At 58.0% G+C, this 17,765-nt stretch carries 18 protein-coding genes; 13 read left to right on the plus strand and 5 right to left on the minus strand.

The annotated features are described in order from the left end of the window. Positions 1–110 precede the first annotated feature (110 nt). Both LAO21_12055 and LAO21_12060 read left to right on the plus strand, forming a co-directional pair. Positions 111–1,100 carry an alpha/beta hydrolase gene (locus LAO21_12055; protein MBZ5553447.1) on the plus strand — a complete coding sequence of 330 codons (990 nt, stop codon included), beginning with the start codon at positions 111–113 and terminating at the stop codon, positions 1,098–1,100. A gap of 138 nt (positions 1,101–1,238) precedes the next feature. Beyond that, positions 1,239–2,141: an NmrA family NAD(P)-binding protein gene (locus tag LAO21_12060; protein ID MBZ5553448.1), complete on the plus strand. Its 903-nt coding sequence runs from the start codon at positions 1,239–1,241 to the stop codon at positions 2,139–2,141. A gap of 166 nt (positions 2,142–2,307) precedes the next feature. On the opposite strand, the gene bstA is transcribed toward LAO21_12060, so the two are convergent. Then, positions 2,308–2,832 (minus strand): bacillithiol transferase BstA, encoded by a 525-nt coding sequence (bstA, locus tag LAO21_12065; GenBank protein MBZ5553449.1) that lies wholly within the window; start codon positions 2,830–2,832, stop codon positions 2,308–2,310. A gap of 285 nt (positions 2,833–3,117) precedes the next feature. Here bstA and LAO21_12070 point away from each other — a divergent pair, with 285 nt between their 5' ends. The 3 genes from LAO21_12070 to LAO21_12080 are packed head-to-tail and all read left to right on the plus strand — an operon-like array spanning position 3,118 to position 4,282. After that, entirely contained in the window at positions 3,118–3,636 is a 519-nt protein-coding gene (locus tag LAO21_12070) for an RNA polymerase sigma factor (protein ID MBZ5553450.1), read from the plus strand. Further along, complete coding sequence (locus LAO21_12075; protein MBZ5553451.1) at positions 3,633–3,854, plus strand: hypothetical protein; 222 nt, start codon at positions 3,633–3,635, stop codon at positions 3,852–3,854. Before LAO21_12070 ends, LAO21_12075 begins: the two co-directional genes overlap by 4 nt. Before the next feature lie 14 nt (positions 3,855–3,868). Further along, positions 3,869–4,282, plus strand: coding sequence for a hypothetical protein (locus LAO21_12080; GenBank protein ID MBZ5553452.1), 414 nt, complete (start codon positions 3,869–3,871; stop codon positions 4,280–4,282). A gap of 169 nt (positions 4,283–4,451) precedes the next feature. On the opposite strand, the gene LAO21_12085 is transcribed toward LAO21_12080, so the two are convergent. Continuing rightward, on the minus strand, positions 4,452–4,643 hold the full coding sequence (locus LAO21_12085) for a hypothetical protein (protein ID MBZ5553453.1): 192 nt from the start codon (positions 4,641–4,643) through the stop codon (positions 4,452–4,454). A 487-nt stretch (positions 4,644–5,130) separates the two neighbouring features. Between LAO21_12085 and LAO21_12090 the strand changes: the two genes are divergently transcribed. The 8 genes from LAO21_12090 to LAO21_12125 all read left to right on the plus strand — a co-directional run bounded on the left by LAO21_12090 (position 5,131) and on the right by LAO21_12125 (position 12,913). Further along, positions 5,131–5,880 carry a hypothetical protein gene (locus LAO21_12090; protein ID MBZ5553454.1) on the plus strand — a complete coding sequence of 250 codons (750 nt, stop codon included), beginning with the start codon at positions 5,131–5,133 and terminating at the stop codon, positions 5,878–5,880. A gap of 339 nt (positions 5,881–6,219) precedes the next feature. Further along, the gene (locus LAO21_12095) at positions 6,220–7,473 is read left to right on the plus strand and encodes an amino acid ABC transporter substrate-binding protein (GenBank protein ID MBZ5553455.1); all 1,254 of its coding nucleotides are present in this window, start codon (positions 6,220–6,222) and stop codon (positions 7,471–7,473) included. A gap of 15 nt (positions 7,474–7,488) precedes the next feature. Continuing rightward, the gene (locus LAO21_12100) at positions 7,489–8,382 is read left to right on the plus strand and encodes a branched-chain amino acid ABC transporter permease (GenBank protein MBZ5553456.1); all 894 of its coding nucleotides are present in this window, start codon (positions 7,489–7,491) and stop codon (positions 8,380–8,382) included. Beyond that, complete coding sequence (locus LAO21_12105) at positions 8,379–9,350, plus strand: branched-chain amino acid ABC transporter permease (GenBank protein ID MBZ5553457.1); 972 nt, start codon at positions 8,379–8,381, stop codon at positions 9,348–9,350. Before LAO21_12100 ends, LAO21_12105 begins: the two co-directional genes overlap by 4 nt. Further along, a complete protein-coding gene (locus LAO21_12110; protein ID MBZ5553458.1) occupies positions 9,343–10,095 on the plus strand; it encodes an ABC transporter ATP-binding protein in 753 nt (250 codons plus the stop codon). The genes LAO21_12105 and LAO21_12110 overlap by 8 nt, the downstream gene beginning before the upstream one ends. After that, entirely contained in the window at positions 10,092–10,826 is a 735-nt protein-coding gene (locus LAO21_12115; protein ID MBZ5553459.1) for an ABC transporter ATP-binding protein, read from the plus strand. Before LAO21_12110 ends, LAO21_12115 begins: the two co-directional genes overlap by 4 nt. Then, positions 10,823–11,614 (plus strand): methyltransferase domain-containing protein, encoded by a 792-nt coding sequence (locus tag LAO21_12120; protein ID MBZ5553460.1) that lies wholly within the window; start codon positions 10,823–10,825, stop codon positions 11,612–11,614. Before LAO21_12115 ends, LAO21_12120 begins: the two co-directional genes overlap by 4 nt. Before the next feature lie 138 nt (positions 11,615–11,752). Further along, positions 11,753–12,913, plus strand: a complete 1,161-nt coding sequence (locus LAO21_12125) for a tyrosinase family protein (protein ID MBZ5553461.1) — start codon at positions 11,753–11,755, stop codon at positions 12,911–12,913. Positions 12,914–13,046: 133 nt separating this feature from the next. Here LAO21_12125 and LAO21_12130 read toward each other — a convergent pair whose 3' ends face one another. The 3 genes from LAO21_12130 to LAO21_12140 all read right to left on the minus strand — a co-directional run bounded on the left by LAO21_12130 (position 13,047) and on the right by LAO21_12140 (position 17,409). Next, positions 13,047–14,201 (minus strand): thiol-disulfide isomerase, encoded by a 1,155-nt coding sequence (locus LAO21_12130; protein ID MBZ5553462.1) that lies wholly within the window; start codon positions 14,199–14,201, stop codon positions 13,047–13,049. A 356-nt stretch (positions 14,202–14,557) separates the two neighbouring features. After that, the gene (locus tag LAO21_12135) at positions 14,558–15,949 is read right to left on the minus strand and encodes a hypothetical protein (protein ID MBZ5553463.1); all 1,392 of its coding nucleotides are present in this window, start codon (positions 15,947–15,949) and stop codon (positions 14,558–14,560) included. 14 nt (positions 15,950–15,963) lie between these two features. Further along, the gene (locus tag LAO21_12140; GenBank protein ID MBZ5553464.1) at positions 15,964–17,409 is read right to left on the minus strand and encodes an alkaline phosphatase family protein; all 1,446 of its coding nucleotides are present in this window, start codon (positions 17,407–17,409) and stop codon (positions 15,964–15,966) included. Positions 17,410–17,765 lie beyond the last annotated feature (356 nt).

Raw genomic sequence — 17,765 nt, forward strand, 5'->3', positions numbered from 1 at the left:
CCTAATTTAAGGCTCAACCCGAGGACGACCGTTCTGTTCCTCTTCATCCTGCATACCCTGTCCTCCAACATTCATAGACAAGCAGCTTTATCATAAGAGAGGAATCCATCATGAACCCCCTAAGCCATGCCATTGAACCCACGACCCGCCTCTTTCTCGACTCCCTCAATGCCAAGGGTGGCCCGCAGTTATACGAACTGTCGGTGGAAGAGGCCCGCAAAGTTCTGGCGACTGCGCAAGCCATTCCAGTCACAAAACTCGCAGCGGATATCGAAGACCGAACCATCCCTTTTGAGCCCATGGGACAAATTTCCATCCGAATTATCCGTCCCAGGGGGAGCACGGGGGTTCTGCCCGTGGTGATGTATTTTCACGGGGGCGGGTGGGTGCTCGGGGACGTGGGCACGCATGACCGCCTGGTCCGTGAGATCGCGATTGGAGCCCGAGCGGCCGTGGTGTTTGTTGACTACACTCGCTCCCCCGAAGCCAAGTATCCCGTCGCTATCGAGCAGGCGTTCGCGGCAACGAAGTATATTGCTGAAAACGGGAGAACTCTCCACCTCGACACGTCAAGGATTGCTGTGGCCGGCGATAGCGTGGGCGGAAACATGGCGGCCGCTGTGACTCTGCTCGCCAAAGAGCGGGGTGGCCCCAATATCATCTTCCAGGTCCTCTTCTATCCAGTGACGGACGCCAGTTTCGATACCCCGTCCTACCAGCAGTTTGCCACAGGTCACTTTCTGACCCGCGAGGCCATGAGATGGTTTTGGGATCATTACTTGCCTGACGAAGGAGCTCGAAAGCAGGCAACCGCTTCCCCGTTGCGCGCTTCTGTCAACCATCTCCGATGGCTTCCCACGGCGCTGATTGTCACCGGCGAATTCGATGTGCTCCGCGATGAGGGCGAGGCGTATGCGCATAAATTGACTGAAGCCGACGTTCACGTCACCGCGGTTCGCCAACTGGGCACAATTCACGATTTCGTGATGCTCAACGCCCTCGTGGGCACTCCAGCGACCCGGAGCGCCATCACCCTGGCAAACGAGTACCTCCAAATGGCTTTCACCAGGACGCAAAAGTACGCTCGGGCAGCCGGCTAGGATTGGAAAAAATTTTCTTTCAGACGGGGGAACACTTCCGAAGTCCCTGGAACATGGCCTGGGCACGCCAAGGCCCTTTTTTAATAAATTCCAGGGAAGACCTGGAACTCTTCAAAAGACAAAAGGAAGGAGACTACCATGTACGTTATCATTGGAGCTACCGGGAATACCGGAAAGGCCGTAGCAAAAAATCTGATTGCCAAAGGGCAAAAGGTCCGGGTGATTGGCCGGAATGCCGAACGCCTGCGGGCGCTGACCGCCCAGGGTGCCGAGCCATTTGTTTGTGACGTTGCCGATGCGGGGGCGCTGACCACGGCCTTTACGAACGCGCGAGCGGTTTACGCGATGATTCCACCCGACATGGCCAGCCCGGACTTCCGTGCCCAACAGGATCGGATCATAGGTGCGCTGGCTGCTGCGCTGGAGAGGGCGGGGGTGAAACATGCGGTGTCGCTCAGCAGCATCGGGGCGGACAAAGCGGAAAAAACAGGCCCCGTCGTTGGCCTGCATTACCTGGAACATCAGCTGAATCGAATTGCCGGACTGAATGTCCTGCACCTGCGGGCGGGTTACTTCATGGAGAATACCCTTCCGCAGATTGGAATTATACAATCGATGGGGATCACCGCCGGACCGCTGCGCCCTGACCTGATGGTCCCCATGATTGCAACCCGTGACATCGGGGCCTTTGCGGCCGAGGCGCTCCTCAAGCTCGACTTCACATCTCACCAGACCCGCGAGCTTTTGGGACAGCGGGATCTCACCATGAACGAGGTCACCGCGATTATCGGAAAGGCCATCAAGAGACCCAATCTTTCCTATAATCATTTGCCCGACGAACAACTTCGGCCCGCCTTGACCCAGATGGGGATGTCGCTCAACGTGACAAATCTCCTGCTCGAGATGGCTGCTTCCTTGAACTCGGGTTACATGGTCGCGCTGGAAAAACGGTCGGCCCGGAACACAACCCCGACTTCGTTCGAGACTTTTGTATTGGAGGAATTCGTCCCCCTCTTTCAGGGCAAAGCGGCAACGGCGTGAATCACCCCTGAGATCGTCCTGCGTCGGGTCCGCGAGAAAGCAGAGACACAAGGGAGGCGGAGAAGCCACTCCCTCATCGCAGCTTTCACGCGGACCCGAACGGGGCAACGCTGTCCTCGTGAAGAGCCCGGAGAATGGCCGGTCAAAATTCCGGCGCTGCCCTTTTCTAACGCCATCCCATTCGTTCACGCAGGGAGTTGATTTGTGCCACGTGATGGCGGCCGTGCCAGGCATAGAGGCACAGGTTCTTCTCCAAGGTCATCACGCCCAGCTCCGGATGCTGAAAGGTGCGTGCGAAGTCACCCGGGGCGAGCGATCTCAAAAACTGCACCCAGCGGCTGTGCAATGCCTCCAGCAGGGAGAGCGAAGTGGCCACGGGAGCGGTGCGTGCATCCGCCAACTGGGCCCACCGATCCTCGTGATAAGGTTTAATGGTCGGCCTTTCTTCGGTCATGGCCAGCTTGAACCGGATGTAGCTATTAAGATGACTGTCCGGCAAATGATGCACCACCTGCCGCACCGTCCAGCCCCCCTCTCGATACGGTGTCTCCAACTGCTCGGGAGACATGCCGTCCACAGCCGCCCGAAGCTTTGCCGGGGCTTCCGAGATCTGATCGATATAGAGCTGCCGTTTCTCCGCCGTGATGCTCTCGTCCATCGTGAAAGGTCCTATCGGATATCGCAAATCCATCGCATTCCTCCTTGTTCGGATTCTTTATACCATCCTGATACTGTTGTCGTGGATGCCTCCCCCTGACTACCGCCAAGTGCCCCGTTTCTTTTCGACACAAAAAATCGCTCGGAATCTTCAAAGAGTAACGATACACAACCGATGTTCAAAAGTGAAGTCTCCGGGAGTCTTCAAAAAATTATCGATTCCCTTTTCAGGTGATGACCGGGCGCGCACCCGACCCCGCCTCCAAGAAAAATGAAACCGAGGCAAGTTCCCACTAGTAAGGATTAACAGGGGGAGGCAATGGAACTGTTGGAGCGATTCACCCGAGGGGACCTGGATGCATTTGAGATGTTGTTTCGGCAGTTCCAGGGCGAGGTCTACCGTTGGATCGCCCGCATTCTCCGGGACCCGCGCACGGCGGAGGATGTCACCTTGGAGACGTTTTGGCGGATATACCGGGCCCGCAGCCGTTTCGATCCCAAACGCAGCTTCGGGGCGTGGGCCCGCCGGATCGCGACGAATGCAGCGCTCGACCATTTGAAGACCGCCCGGCGGGAAGTCCCCCTCCCGCAGCAACTGCCGGAAAGGCCGACACCGGATGGCATCGCCCGACAGGATGTGTGTGACGCCGTTCATCGGGCCTTCTTCCGGCTCCCCGCCAAGCTTCGGGCGGTGGCAACGCTGGCACTCGTAGAGGAATTGCCCCTTTCAGAAATAGGAGGGGCGCTGGGAATTTCCGTGGCGGCGGTCAAGTCGCGCCAATTCCGGGCCGTCCGCCTCTTAAGAAAGGAACTTTTACGTCTGGGTGTTGAGCCATGAGCGAACAGAGCGACGAAAGGCTTCGAAGAATTCTTCAAAAAGCAGTTCCGCCCCTCGAGCGGGCGGAACTGGAACGGGATCTGTGGCCAGAGATGCTCCAAAAACTGGACGAGCGCCCTCTCCGAGCCTCGCGGCTGGACTGGGTCCTGGCGGCCCTCGTGATCGCCTGGCTTCTCCTCTTTCCGGGAGCGATTACCGTGGTCCTTTATCAGTTGTGACCGAGGAGGTTGTTATGAATACTCATCCCTATCTTCGAGCTTACATGGCGGGGATCGTCGTCCCGACGGTGTTTCTGCTGGTGATCTTTAGCTTTTTCTGCGTGGCTCGATTCGTCTACGATATTCCCGTCCCCATCGAACGAATCATCGTCTTCCCGATGGCCCTGGTTCCCAATCTTTGGGGTCTTTGGAACATGCTCTATCTTTCGCTCCATTCGCATCGCCGTCTTCCCCTGGGCATCCACGGCGCGATTATTCCCTTGTGGGCAGTGCCGATCGGGCTGGCCTTCGCCCGGGGCCTGGACTTCGCAATCCCACACTTTTTTCCGACCATGCTGGCGATCACCTTGCCGGGTTTGCTGGTCATTTATTACCTTGTATGGAAATACTTTGTCGGTTTCTTCAATGAACTTCTGGGAATCGCCTGATTAATACCAACGTCATTGAAAATGGCTCCAGATCGTGCACCATTCAACGTAGGGGCGCATAGCTATGCGCCCCTACCGCAAGGCGCGTCCGTCTCTCAGGTCCCGCAGTCAAGCCTGGTCGAACGGATCCGCCGGATGAGATTCCAGCGGTGTGACTCGGGCTTCCGTCCTAGAACGCCGTCCGCTGGATATTAGCTTTGACCGCTTCATCAATGCGCGCGATGGACTCCGTCAAGTGGGCACGGGTTTCCACTGACATTTTCTTCGCCAGGGCCGCCTGTAACTGCCCGCGCAGGGAGACCAGGCTCTGGCGGGACATGGTGCGGGCGTCTTCCGGGGCCGCCGCATCGCGAACCAACATCCCGATCAGTTTTCGCAGGTGCTCACGCTGAAGCGAACGTCGGTAGCTATTTTGGAAGCCATCTTGCGACGTGAAAAAATGCACAAAACTAGAGATCCATTGACTTCATTTCTCTCATTAGTAAAATAACCTGGTCAAGACTCATCCCTTTTAGGTGATCCCTCCTGTTGAGGGGTTCTTTGTCTTCAATTGAAGCTACGAAGAGCGTCCATGGTGGAAGTGGTTCGCTTCTCTCTATCTACCCTCATGGTCTCTCTCAATCGGGATGAGGTTCCTCTTGCGCCTTCACAAATCATCGCGATGCCGATGGACAGTACAGAAAACCCTCCCCTCACTGCCACCCCGGGGGGGGACCTTGTGATCTGCATGTCTGGCCTGGAGGATACGATGCAGACAGGGGGAGAGGGCTCGCCGTCAAGGGCTCTGCGCCGGCCTCGCGAAGGTTGATCCAGGGTTCTTCATCACTCAAAAACCAAGGAGGTTAGACATGGCTAACATCAAAGTTGCGGTTATCAACGCGAGCACAGTATTGACAGACAACCAGATCAATTCCGCCCTCCCGGCGCTTCAAACTCAGGTGCACCGGGATCTGGCTCCGGCCTGGGGGATTGATGCGGATCTCACCTTCGTGCCTCAAAATGCACAGCCCCCTTCGGGCTCCTGGTGGCTGACCATCCTGGACAACTCCGACCAAGCCGGCGCCCTGGGCTATCACGATCTCACCCCGGAAGGGCTGCCGCTGGGTAAGGTCTTCGCTGGAAGCGACCTGCAAGCGGGGTACCAGTGGACGGTCACGACCAGTCACGAACTGCTGGAGATGTTGATCGATCCGGACGTCAATCTGACGGTCTTTACTCAGCCCAATGCCCATTCAGGGACCCTGTTTGCGTACGAAGTTTGCGATGCCTGTGAAGCCGACGAATTGGGGTACAAAATTGACAATACGTTGGTCTCCGATTTCGTCTTTCCGGCCTGGTTTGAATCCTTCCGGGCGAAGGGGAGCACGCAGTTTGATTACGGCAACCACATCAAAGCGCCGTTTGAGTTGCTAGCGGGAGGATACATCGGCGTCTATGACGTCACCAAGGGGACCGGTTGGCATCAGATCACGGCGGAGGGGATGCCCCTTACCTTTGAAATGCGGCCGCGCCTCGGAAGCCGGCGCGAGCGCCGCCGAACGCCACGCGAACAATGGCTGAAGAGTGCCGTCAGAAGAGCCAAAGCCATAGGTGCATAGAATGTCCTTTTGGTTTGGGGCACGGGATTATTTCCCCAAGCCTGGATGGCAAAGGCCAGACCTTTCGGGATGCCAGGTAGCGCTGCATGGGTCCAGGACGGGACAGAGCAGCCCGCGGACTCCCGGAGATCTGGCCTGATTTTTTGGCATAGACCTCAATCTGTTTCTGCCATGGAGAGTCTCATCCCATCGCCACGCCCTCTCTACCGATTGATCTCTTTTCATCTTGCCCCACGCGTTAAAACGTCCTAATATATTGCCATCCTAAGTCAGCTCGTCATATTTATTCGCATTCTTTCAGTCTACGGTTCGACCCAAAACAGCAACCAGGAGGTCTGAATGCTCAGAACCCGTCGAGTGGGGCGAGGTTTGTCGATAGTCGTTTGTGCAGTGCTCACCGTTTCTTTCTTCACAGCTTGCAGTCGGACCAAGACCGGCTCCAGCGACTCCATCGTGGTCGGAGTCGTCCTGCCGATCACCGGCCGCGAAGGCAAGCCGGGACAGTACCAGCGGGAAGGGATTGAACTCGCGATCAAGCAGATCAACCAGAACGGCGGCATTCTGGTGAAGGATCTTGATAAGAAGCTGCCGATCAAAGAGGTGTTCTACGACGACAGTTCCGATCAGGCGAAATCGGCGGCCTTTGCAGAACGGGCCATGAGTTCCGACAACGTGGTCGCCGTGGTGGGGGCCTACTCCACGGCGCTGGGAGAGGCTGAATCCGTGATGCCGGACCGGTACCAGGTTCCGTGGATTACGACCGGCGCCGCCGCGAGCACCATCTTCAACCATGGGTACCAGTATGCCTTCGGCACCCTCAGCCCGACCAATCTTCTCGGCTCCACCACAGCCGAGTACCTGGGCACCCTGGTGGACCAGGGAAAATTGAGCAAGGGGCTGAAGCTCGCCCTGGCGCTGGAAAACACCGACCATGGGGTCGATTATGGCAACGGGATCAAGGAGTGGATCCAACAACACCCCGGATACTTTGTTGTCGTCTTCAGTGAGAGTTTTGATCTCGGCTCTCCCGATTTTTCCGGCCTGCTTCAGAAAGTGAAGAGTGCCAACGCCGACATCTTTCTAGCCGATGCCCATCTTCAGGATTACATCACGATGCACCGACAGTACCTGCAAAGCGGCATGCGTCATCAGATGATCAGCTATGGCGCCCGCGGGCCGGAGTCGGACGCGCGCAAGGCGTTGGGGGATGGAGTCGATTATATCTTCGCGGGCATCTGGTGGTCCCGGAACCTCCCCTATCCCCAGGTCAAGAAGTTTAACGAGGATTACAAGGCCTTCACCGGCCACGAACCCGACTCCTGGTATCCGGCCACTGCCTATGACGCCATGCGCGCCCTGGCCAAGGCGATAGAGAACGCCGGGACCCTGAACAAAACTGCGATCCGGGACGCCTTAAGGAAAGTCCAGCTCAACGATTCGCTGCTGCCGGGCCAGGTGCTGAAGTTCCAGGCGAATGGCCAGATCAACACCCCCTTTGTTATTGTGCAGAACAAGCCGGGTGGAAAAGTGGACATTGTATTTCCCAAAGACGCGGCGACGGGCGATTCGATTGCGCCGACTCCGAGGCATTAGTCAACCAGACTCCCGATGACCCTGATTGAATTCGTGAACCTGCTGGTTTCCGCCCTGCTGCTGGCGGGAATCTATGCGGTGATGTCGGTCGGCATGACGGTGATTTATGGGGTCATGAAGATCGTCAACCTCGCCCACGCCGGATTTATGATGCTGGGCGCCTATCTCGCTCTTGAGCTATTCGAGCGATTTCGCATCGACCCCATTCTTGCCGCCATGCTGGTCTTCCCGGTGATGTTTGTGGTCGGCAGGGCTCTCTACGGGCTGCTGGTTCGGAGGCTGCCGACCTCGGACCAGCCGACCCTCGCCTCCCTGCTGCTGATGTTCGGCTTGTGGCTTGTGTTGCAGAATATTGGATACTTCATCTGGGGGAATACGGACCGCTCTATTTACACCCCGCACACCCTTTCGATACTTCGGATCGGAGGGGTGACCATTTCGACCGTCCGCCTGGTCGTGTTTGGTGCCGCGGTGGCGTGTATGGTCGCCCTGCAGTTCATCCTGAACCACACCTGGTTCGGGAGGTCGGTGCGGGCCCTCATTCAGAACCGCTACGCGGGACAGATTGTGGGGGTGGACGACCAAAAGACCGCGAGCATTACCTTTGGCCTTGGAATCGGCTTTGCCGGCCTGGCTGGCGCGCTCCTGGCCAGTCTCTATTCATTCAATCCTGATTTCGGCCGCCCTTTCCTGATTCGCGCTTTTGTCATCATCGTTTTGGGCGGGCTGGAATCCATCTCGGGCGTGGCCATCGGGGCCTTCGTGCTGGCTTTTGTGGAGACTTTTGGCATCCTCTTTGTTCCCGCGGGATACCAGCTCGCCATCTCCTACGGCCTCCTGGTCGTGGTACTTATCTTCCTGCCGGGTGGCATGGCTGCGCTTACGGCGAAAGCGCGTCGGCTCGCATGAGTGCATCCCCGGCACCCCTGTCCAGCCGGCGGCCCGTCCGGTGGCAAACCTTCGCCCTGCCGTGGACGCTTCTGGCGGGCCTGGCGATCATGCCCCTGTTCCTTTCCAGCCCGAATTTCATCCGGCTGCTGTTTCTGACTTTCCTCTGGGTAACAACCAGCATCGCCTGGAATTTGCTGGGAGGATTTGCAGGACAGATTTCGTTTGGATTTGCGGTTTTTTACGGAATCGGAGCGTACACGACTGCCCTTGTGATGAACGCCGGGGTGAATCCGTTTCTCGCGTTCCTGGCTTCCTCGATAACCGCAGCGACCGCTTCGTTGATCGTTGGGCTACCTACCTTCCGTCTCCGAGGACCCTACTTTGCCATTGCCACCATCGGGATCAGCGAAGCCGTCCGGGTGGTGATGACGAATCTGAGCTTCACGGGGGGGGCGAGCGGGTACCGCATTGTGGAGCACCGCGCCTTCCGGCAACTGGATCACTATTACACCGCCTTGGTGCTGACCTCCATCGCCGTGGCGTTCTCAATTTTTATTTCGCGCACCCGGTTCGGCCTGGGGCTGAACGCCATCCGTCAGGATGAGGACGCGGCGGCGGGACTGGGGGTGAACCCGTACGCCTACAAGCTGGGAGCGCATGCGCTGGCGGCGGCGCTGACCGGCATGGTCGGCGGGGCGTTTGCACGCTATGCCGCTTTCATCCATCCACAGGGCGTATTTGGATTTCAGACGAGCGTGCACATCCTTCTCATGCCGGTCATCGGCGGCATCGCAACCGTCTGGGGCCCCGTCCTGGGTGGAATTGTGTTTGGGATCGTGGAAGAGCAAATCATCGCGTCCTTCCCTGAGATCCATCTTTTTATTTATGGCGCGTTACTGATTCTGATCATTCTTGTTGAGCCCGGAGGAATTTTAGGCGCCTTTCGCAAGTTGCTCAGGAGATTCCATGGCCGACGCAATGAATAAAACTCCCATCCTGGAAGTGGAGAAGCTGACGAAATACTTTGGGGGCCTCGCCGCGGTCAAGGACGTAAGCTTCGAAGTTCGAGAAGGCCAGATCTTCGGCTTTATTGGACCGAATGGCGCGGGGAAGACGACTTTGTTCAGCATCATTGCCGGCGCCATGAAGCCCAGCTCAGGGAAGGTTCTCAGCCGCGGCCGGGACGTCACGGCCTTGAAGCCGTTCCATCTGGTCAAGGCCGGCATCGCCCGCACCCACCAGATCGTGCGGCCCTTTCGCGAGATGACCGTGCTTGAAAATGTGAAACTCGCCTCGCATTTCGGGAGAAAGAACGTGACCAGCGATGCCGCGGCTGAAAAACACGCCATGGAAACACTCGCCTGGTTCGGCCTTGAACAGTTCGCCCAAAAACCGGCGGCCATTTTGTCCGTCGGGCTTCAGAAGAAGCTCGAAATCGCGCGTGCCATGGCCACTGAGCCTGACCTGTTGTTGTGTGATGAGATTTGCGGTGGACTGACGCATGTCGAGACGGCTGCCATGCTCGATTGGCTGAGGCGAATCCGGGACAGAGGCACTACTGTTATGTACGTGGAACATGACGTCAAAGCGATCACGGCGGTGTGCGACCGGATTCTGGTTCTGAACTATGGCAGAAAGCTCTCGGAAGGCGCGCCGGACCACATCCAGCAGGATCCCGCCGTCATTGAAGCTTATCTGGGACATCCGCCCGGCAAAAGGAAGGAAGAGTGAGTAGCATCCCCGTGTCGTCAGTTCTACTCAGCGTTCAGAACCTCGAGGTTTCCTATGGATCCGTCCAGGTCTTGTGGGGAGTCTCCCTGTCGATCTCCAAAGGATGCGTGGTTTCCATCATCGGTTCCAATGGCGCCGGGAAAAGCACCACACTCAATGCCATTCTGGGCGTGCGAAAAGTCAACCGCGGACAAATTGTATTCAAACAGGAAGACATCGTCCGTCAACCGCCCCACGAGCGCGTCAAGCGGCACATCACCCTGGTTCCCGAGGGTCGCCAGCTCTGGTCCAAAATGACCGTGGAAGACAATCTTCTGATGGGCGCCTTCCCTTCCACTCTCCGGAAGGCTGCCAGCGCCAATCTCTCGCGGGTGTATGATATCTTTCCTCGACTTAAAGAACGCCGCACACAGATGGCCGGAACGCTCTCGGGTGGAGAGCAGCAGATGTGCGCCATTGGGCGAGGCCTGATGGCTGAACCGGAATTGTTGATGCTTGATGAACCTTCACTGGGACTCGCACCCAAAATCGTCGACGAGATCTTCGAGTTTGTTCGTAACATCAGCAGGCAAGGGGTCACCATCCTGATGGTGGCCCAGAACGTCAATTATGCGCTGCGCATCTCTCAGTACGCGTACCTCATGGAGACGGGGCGAATCACGCTGGAAGGTCCGAGTGAGACCCTGCTCGCCAACGACTATGTCCAGGAAGCGTATTTGGGGAGTACATGACCGACTCTTCAACTCACAAGCAAAGAATTCAGGAAGAATTTACCAAGCAGGCCCGGGCGTATGCCTCCAGCGCCGACATCCATGACCCGGCAAGGCTGCTGCGCCTTGTGAGTGCTGTTGATCCGAGCCCGAATTCCCGTGTGCTTGAAATCGCGACCGGTCCTGGATACGTCGCATTGAGTTTTGCAGCGCATTGCCGCGAAGTCGTCGGTGTCGATATCACGGCCGCGCCGTTGGCGATCGCAGAAGAAACTCGCCTGGCCCGGGGCCTCAATAACGTCTCATTCAGGCTCGCTGATGCAGACCATCTCCCGTTCTCGGACGGTGAATTCGACGTCGTCGTTTGCCGGCTGGCTTTTCATCATTTTGAGGCGCCGGAGACCGCCTTGCAGAACATGACTCGTCTCTGCCGTGTGGATGGAACCGTAGCCGTCGAAGACCTGGCCGTCAGTGAACATCCCCAAAGAGCGGAATATCAGAACCGGTTTGAACGGTTGCGTGATCCATCTCACGTCAAGGCAAGGACCATGAGCGAGCTGCTTTCAATGTTTACCGCCAACGATTTGGAGGTGACAAAGGTATACACGGACCAACTCACCCCCTCCGTCGAACGGTGGCTGGCGAATTCGCGGACTCCGCCTAAAGAAGCAGCCGAGGTCAGAAGAATGATCGAAGAGGACCTGGCCCGGGATCTGAGCGGAACGCGGCCGTTTCGAACGAACGGTGAACTCTTCTTTAACCAGAAAACCGTTGCGATTATCGGCCGCAAGATGAGACGTGCCCCGTGACGACACGGAACCCCGGGTCCAAGGGGCATGAAGTCGGTCTGTTTCTCCCCTCCCGCTGGATTGACAGATGCGTGATCTCGCCTTAAGCAAAATCGGCCCTTGGGCCACAGAATCTCTATTTAGAGTGGAGGATGTCCTATGGTGACTCGAAAGAATCAAAGTGCATTGACCTCGTCGGAACGTGCGGAATACATCAACGCGCTCAAGACGCTCAAGAAAACACCCAGCCAATTCAACCCGCCCACCGCGAGTCGTTATGATGATTTCGTCTATGTTCACATGCAGGCCATGCTGATCATGAAGATCATCGATCCTACCAAGCCAGTGCGCAATGGAAACCTGAAGGTGACCAGTGACATGCGCATGCCGATGTGGGCACACCGTTGTCCGGCGTTCTTTCCCTGGCATCGGGAGCTGCTCCATCAACTGGAGTTGGAATTGCAAAAGGCCGCTCAGAATCCCAACCTGGCGATTCCCTACTGGGACTGGTCAGTCGATCAAGGCAAGAACGCTGCCCCTTGGACCGATGATTTCATGGGGGGTGATGGAGCCGATGGCCCGGTAACCACAGGGCCGTTCGCGGGCAAGACAAACTGGGAGCTGTCGATCAGTGAGGATGGTGTCGATCATCTTGTCAGAGGGTTCGGACGCGATTCGATGGCCACCACGCTCCCCACGCCCAAGGAGGTGAGTCAGGCCCTCAACATCACCGTCTACGATAAGTCGCCCTGGAGTGACCGCAAGTCTCTCGCCAGTTTCCGGAACCAGACTGAAGGCTGGCATGTTCCTCCCGGGAGTTCGCGAGCGACCGGGATGCACAATCTTGTCCATGTATGGGTGGGCGGAACCCAGGGGACGATGCTTGCCAGCACCTCTCCGAATGACCCCGTGTTCTTTCTCCATCACTGCAACGTCGATCGACTGTGGGCACAGTGGCAGGCTCAACACTCCCAAGTCGCGCCTTATCTTCCCAAAGCAGCTCTTTCCAGCGATCCCGGTCAAGCCTGGAATGAGCCCATGATCTTTTACGACCAGACGCTTTCTTCGACTCCCCCGTGGCCGGGACCGGCAGTCACTCCGCATGAGGTCGCCGACCATCACCAGTTGGGCTATCGGTATGACTCCGAGACCACCAGCGTGCGGGCGGAAGGGGTGACAACGGAGGAGAGAGAAAATCCTGAGACCGATCCGCTGAAACAGCAACCGTTGAAGATTTCGCCGCGCGATCACTTCCGCCGACGACTTGAGGAGCTCACGACCGGGAAAGAACCAAAGAGCAAAGGTGCCGGGCACGAATGACGGGCCGGGAGGGCGCATCCATCAAGCCGACCGCAGCGGGAACGGGCGCGAGGGGATAAGGCCGGGTGAAGTCTCCCCGTCCGAACGGGGGGCTGAACCTTGAAGACTCCCGAATTCCCGGTGAGTCAGATATCTATTTCTCACCGGGATGGCGGATGAAGTAATGCCATTTGTCGAGGGATGCCGGCACGGCAATATCAAAGAAGCCCACCATCATCTCTTCATAGGTTTGATCCCCCCATCGGACGGAGCTTTCGGGATCGGGGTTGTGCGGATTGTGGCGCGAGTTGTCGTACCAGGCGACGGCTTGAAGCTCCGTGCCCGCCTTGAGGAAACGCGGCGCCGCCAACCGGTAGCTCAACTGCCAATAGAAATCGTAGTCGACCCGCAGCAGCGTCTCGATAACAGTTCCGTCGGGGTGAATGAGGTTGTATTCGAACCGTTTTCCGCGAAGATGCATGTGCGGGAAAAAGCTGAGCAGCGTGGCGTCGTTGGGGAGGGTGCCGTGCGCTTCCACCCGAAAGTTGTCCACACCCGGCGGAATCACGAAATTGCTGTTGGTTAACTGCAACGTGATCACGCGTTGTTTGGGCTGTTCCCTGGCAAAGACAATCCCGACTGAAGTCTGGTCATGTCCCGCGTGACCGTTCGTCGTGTAGTGCATCTGGAACACGAGGTCTGAACCGGCTGGAATGAATTTGGCCATGCCGTCAGGCCAGAGATCAGGCGAACTGCCGGGCGCATACACCAGCAACATATCGCTGGTGGTCGAGTGGGCGTCGTGCCGGAGTTTCTCGTCGCCCAGGCTCGAGGCCGTGAACGGCACGCCGACCGGCGCTTGCCTCAGCCACGGCGACTCGGGAGCCCGGATGTAAACCACCGCATGATGGACATGCTCGCGGGCGGAAGGCCGGACCTCTGACTTCTGTACCCACTGGTCTTCTTTGAATCCGGTGGGAACAATTTCATAGGTGTACTCAACGTCTCCGTGAGCGGGGAGAGCGACCGGCCTGGGCATTTCAATCACGAGATCCGGTTGAGGGATGTTCCATCCCACGGTCCAATGAGGCGGAGCCGGTGCGTCGTGCACGTCCCCGGCGGGAGTGTGGGCGGATGCCCAGGATGAAAGCGTTTCGATCTCCTGCGGAGTGAGCGAGGGGTCGTTTGAGAAATGCCCAAAGCGCGGGTCGGCAAACCAGGGAGGCATTTTCTTCTGCTGCACGGCATCCCGGATGAGGCCCGCCCAGCGGTGAGTTTGGTCGTATGTAACCAGGGGGAAAGGCGCGATTTCGCCAGGGCGGTGGCAGGCCTGACAGTGCTGCTGAAGGATGGGGAGGACGTCTTTATAGAAGGTTGGCACAGGGGCCTTGTCCGGGGTGATTTCTGTGCCCCCACCGGAAAACCTCACCGCGGACACGCTGAGCAAAGCGAGAATGACTCCACCCTTCCAGGAGTTCGCACCGAGATTCATCCAAACAGGATATCACGAACGTCGACTGCGGCAATCGCCCGAACTTTCCCTTGTTTGATACTTGGTTAGCCCGCGGCCCGCCGTGGCGGGCTCGCCGGGCCTGCCAAGGCCAACTCACCCAAAGGCCCCCGCCACAAAAACGTGGCGGGGCTACCAAAGCGTGCCGTTCACCATTAATACAATGATGGTCTGAGAGTGCCGCCGAGGACGCTGGAGTTGATATAAGCGGTGGTGTGGTTTCCTTCGACCCCTCCCCACGCAAACAGGATCGAGGCGGCCGGAAAGCCTCCGGCCCGAATCGTGAATCCCACGGCGTAGCTGTGACGCAGGTGGTTGAATCCCAGGTCCCCGCGGGTCAGCGCCACCCGGCCTGAATCGGCCTGGGCCATGACACCGAAAGGTCCCCAGAGGGAATGCTCGATGCTGGCGCGAAGTAACATCAGATTGGGCGCGCGGTACCGATAGTCGGCATAGCTCGGCAGGAGGTTGTCCCCATTGATATCGCTTCCACCGAGCGTCGGCTGGAAGTAGAACGGCTCGACATGTCCCGCGGGAATCATCGACTCCGTCAGAAGCACACGCAACCCGATCGTCCCCTCCCGGTTTCTGGAAAAGCGCGGCTTGGTCATCGACTCGGGGCTTTCATCCGGTCCCGCCACATCTTTCGACGAGCCTGCCCGCGTGGTCCTGTAGAGTGGAAATTCGTGACCGAAATCGAGCGTGTATCGCCGGAAGGAGTAATGGGAATCTCCCGCTGCGGCGAACTGCTGGAACGTGCCCGAGTATTTCAGTCTGACGTGATTGTCGATCAGGCTGCGACTGAACCGGATTCCCTCTCCGAATTGGGCGAACGCGGGTTGACGCGCCAGTCCCGGCGCGGTGGCCTCCGTGTAGATCTGCTCGATGGAGGGACTCGTATCTCCATGGCGGTCCCGGAGATCGACCCAGCGGCCGTTGATTTCTCCAAAGAGGGCAAGTCCTGAAGTGCCAAAGATGGGAATAATTGCGTTTCCACCTGTGATCGTTTCCTGCATTCCATAAAACGCGAGGTTCGAACTCGAGGTGGTGGGTCCCTGGCCGAAGTAGGACAGCTTGTTCAGCCGGATGGTCTGCGCATAAAGATTGAATTCGGGCCGCGGGGGAATCTTCATGATGTGGGGTGGCGCGCCGGGGGATGGACTCGGACTTGTGCTGACCTTGACCGGCTGGTTCGGATTGGGGCCCAGGACGGCCTTCATGTAAGCCCCTGCTCTCCAGGACCCGCTACTGGTGAGCACGGCGTCCATATTGATGTCGAGCCTCCAACGCTCGGTGGGCTCTCTTTGAAAAACAAAGGCAGGGCCGCCCCCCATGCCATTCTGGGGCGCAATGCTCCCGCCGGTGATATGGAAAGGATGGTCCGTGAACAGGGCCGAAAGGCAACCCCCCAATGCCTTGATGTCGAACTTGGAACAGGCGGCGGCAAAGCGTTCCTTCTCCGTACGGAATTCAGCGTGAATTTCACTCTCCTGCGCCCAAACGGGCACGCTCGACAGGAGCCAGAGCAATGCAACGATCTTTCGCATGGATGAACCCTCCCCTATTTCGGCCGATCTTTTGCACCTTTTCGCAACGTGGTCATGACCCGCTGGATGTAAGCGCTCGCAGCCGCTTCAGTATGAATCTTCCGAATGTCGAGGTGCGTCTGCTCGTCCTCAGGAAGCTGTTTCTCGATGTCCTGGACGGCGGCCAGATGGTCCCGCAGCAGGTCCGAGAGGGGTCGCCGTGGCTGGCGCGCGCTGGCAGGCGCTTGATCGATGGAAACGACGCCGGCCCCCGGCGCCATGGCGCGCATGGCGAAGCTCCCACCCCCGGTTTGAAATGTTATCCGGTCGGTGCGTGGTGAGGGCAGCGTCAGGAAGTCCAGGAATGTGTCTGCGTTGATCTCGCGCGGCGAACGGGCGCTATAGCTCCCGATGAACTGTTTGGTCACCGTCGCCGGAATGGAGGCGTGATCAAATAATCGATCCGTCACCACCGTGGCCTCAGGGATCCAGGGGGAGATCAAGACTGCAGGCACCCGAATCCCGAGCCGATCAAACTTGAATCCGGTCCCCTGATCGTGGAACTCATCAGGGGGGCAGGCCGGAGGCTGAACGTGGTCGAAGATGCCGCCATGCTCGTCATAGAGGACGAGCAGCATCGTGCTTTCCCACAGGGCCTGGTTGCTCGTAATGCAGGAGTACACGGCCGCAATAAATTGTTCGCCGGCCAGGACATTGTGATCCGGGTGCTGGTCCTGGGCGATCATCTCACCGTTGCCGACATCGTGGTCTGTATAGTTGGGCTCGATGAAACTGTAGTCCGGCAAATTGCCGGAGGTACAGTCCGCCTGAAACTGATCAAAGGTGCCGAAGAGCTGGGGCTGGTTCTTCAGAAGGAAGGTCAAGGTGATGGTTCCGCTCGGCTCGTCGTAATAGTAAACCTTTGCCGTCCGGCCGGCCTTGATCATGCGTTCATAAATGGTGGGATACTTCGATCCGATGTACAGCAGATCATTGTCGAGCTTCCCAAACGAGGTCCCAAAATGGGCGAAGGCACGGTTCGGGATGGTCGGGCCCGGAATGGAGGAATGCCAGCGGTTGAAGACGGCATATTTCCTTGCCAGCGTCGTGATCACGGGGACTTTTTCGGGGGCAAAGCCATACATGATCTTCTGGGAATGGGCCACGTCATGGCGTTTCTCAAAGTAGGCCTGAATAAAACCTTGCATCGTCGGGCCCGAGAGCGTGCCCTCATGGTTGCCGAAGATCTGGACGTTGACATCCTCAAAATGGTGGCCGGGGTCGGGCTCCAATTGGCCCTGGTACGCAGCCAGCGGCCGGACCGGGACCGCTGTGCCGGTCGTATCGGGGTTGGTTTCGCTCCCGGTGACCCCGTCAATCCTCGGATCCTGGGCCTTCAGGAACCCGAGGAGGTGATCGAACGATCGGTTTTCCATCATGAGAACGACAATGTGCTTTAACTGCTGGAGTCCGTCCGCCATATGCTCTCCTTATTGCGCCTTAAACCCTGGCGGTCCGCGACGTGAAGCGCAGCGCCTTCCCGGCCTCATCCCCTGGCACAGAATGGACGCTACCCCTGTGGACAGCCCTGGTCATCGGTCAATTGAGACTCAGCCTGAAACGAAAAGAACCTTCCCCCGAATCCAGGCGACACTCCGCCCCAGGGGATGTTGAGATTGTGGTGTCCGCATTGTAGTAAGCCGGGAAGGTTCCAAAGGAACCCTGTCCCAGCAGACCAAAGCCTCCGAGGCTAGTCGGAAACGAAATTGATTTCAGCCCCTGTCGGCAATCCATCTCGTTTCAATCAAACCGGAGGTCCTCTGAACAGAAGAGGCCC

The organism is Terriglobia bacterium (assembly GCA_020073085.1).
GTDB lineage: Bacteria > Acidobacteriota > Terriglobia > JAIQFV01 > JAIQFV01 > JAIQFV01.

Excerpts from the sequence above, each read along its gene's own strand:
- LAO21_12105 (MBZ5553457.1), top strand. The coding sequence starts at position 8,379 with ATGAGTGCATCCCCGGCACCCCTGTCCAGCCGGCGGCCCGTCCGGTGG.
- LAO21_12125 (MBZ5553461.1), top strand. The coding sequence starts at position 11,753 with ATGGTGACTCGAAAGAATCAAAGTGCATTGACCTCGTCGGAACGTGCG.
- LAO21_12120 (MBZ5553460.1), top strand. The coding sequence starts at position 10,823 with ATGACCGACTCTTCAACTCACAAGCAAAGAATTCAGGAAGAATTTACC.
- LAO21_12095 (MBZ5553455.1), top strand. The coding sequence starts at position 6,220 with ATGCTCAGAACCCGTCGAGTGGGGCGAGGTTTGTCGATAGTCGTTTGT.
- LAO21_12110 (MBZ5553458.1), top strand. The coding sequence starts at position 9,343 with ATGAATAAAACTCCCATCCTGGAAGTGGAGAAGCTGACGAAATACTTT.
- LAO21_12100 (MBZ5553456.1), top strand. The coding sequence starts at position 7,489 with ATGACCCTGATTGAATTCGTGAACCTGCTGGTTTCCGCCCTGCTGCTG.
- LAO21_12055 (MBZ5553447.1), top strand. The coding sequence starts at position 111 with ATGAACCCCCTAAGCCATGCCATTGAACCCACGACCCGCCTCTTTCTC.
- LAO21_12085 (MBZ5553453.1), bottom strand. The coding sequence starts at position 4,643 with ATGTTGGTTCGCGATGCGGCGGCCCCGGAAGACGCCCGCACCATGTCC.
- LAO21_12080 (MBZ5553452.1), top strand. The coding sequence starts at position 3,869 with ATGAATACTCATCCCTATCTTCGAGCTTACATGGCGGGGATCGTCGTC.
- LAO21_12140 (MBZ5553464.1), bottom strand. The coding sequence starts at position 17,409 with ATGGCGGACGGACTCCAGCAGTTAAAGCACATTGTCGTTCTCATGATG.
- bstA (MBZ5553449.1), bottom strand. The coding sequence starts at position 2,832 with ATGGATTTGCGATATCCGATAGGACCTTTCACGATGGACGAGAGCATC.
- LAO21_12075 (MBZ5553451.1), top strand. The coding sequence starts at position 3,633 with ATGAGCGAACAGAGCGACGAAAGGCTTCGAAGAATTCTTCAAAAAGCA.
- LAO21_12070 (MBZ5553450.1), top strand. The coding sequence starts at position 3,118 with ATGGAACTGTTGGAGCGATTCACCCGAGGGGACCTGGATGCATTTGAG.
- LAO21_12060 (MBZ5553448.1), top strand. The coding sequence starts at position 1,239 with ATGTACGTTATCATTGGAGCTACCGGGAATACCGGAAAGGCCGTAGCA.
- LAO21_12090 (MBZ5553454.1), top strand. The coding sequence starts at position 5,131 with ATGGCTAACATCAAAGTTGCGGTTATCAACGCGAGCACAGTATTGACA.
- LAO21_12135 (MBZ5553463.1), bottom strand. The coding sequence starts at position 15,949 with ATGCGAAAGATCGTTGCATTGCTCTGGCTCCTGTCGAGCGTGCCCGTT.